Here is a 512-nt window from a genome sequence, read left to right on the forward strand (position 1 = left end):
AGTTGCTAGGATTAGACCCGAAACCGAGTGATCTAGCCATGGGCAGGTTGAAGGTGAGGTAACACTTACTGGAGGACCGAACCGACTAATGTTGAAAAATTAGCGGATGACTTGTGGCTAGGGGTGAAAGGCCAATCAAACTCGGAGATAGCTGGTTCTCCCCGAAAGCTATTTAGGTAGCGCCTCGGACGAATACTACTGGGGGTAGAGCACTGTTAAGGCTAGGGGGTCATCCCGACTTACCAACCCTTTGCAAACTCCGAATACCAGTAAGTAATATCCGGGAGACACACGGCGGGTGCTAACGTCCGTCGTGAAGAGGGAAACAACCCAGACCGCCAGCTAAGGTCCCAAAGTTATAGCTAAGTGGGAAACGATGTGGGAAGGCTCAGACAGCCAGGATGTTGGCTTAGAAGCAGCCATCATTTAAAGAAAGCGTAATAGCTCACTGGTCGAGTCGGCCTGCGCGGAAGATTTAACGGGGCTAAGCTATACACCGAAGCTGCGGCAAT

The 512-nt window shown here is 51.2% G+C and carries 1 rRNA gene; it reads left to right on the forward strand.

From position 1 onward, the window contains the following. Nucleotides 1-512: ribosomal RNA gene (locus tag PAND9192_RS20480) — 23S ribosomal RNA — on the forward strand; the annotation flags it as partial.

This window comes from Photobacterium andalusiense (genome assembly GCF_900185625.1).
Classification (GTDB): Bacteria; Pseudomonadota; Gammaproteobacteria; order Enterobacterales; family Vibrionaceae; genus Photobacterium; species Photobacterium aquimaris.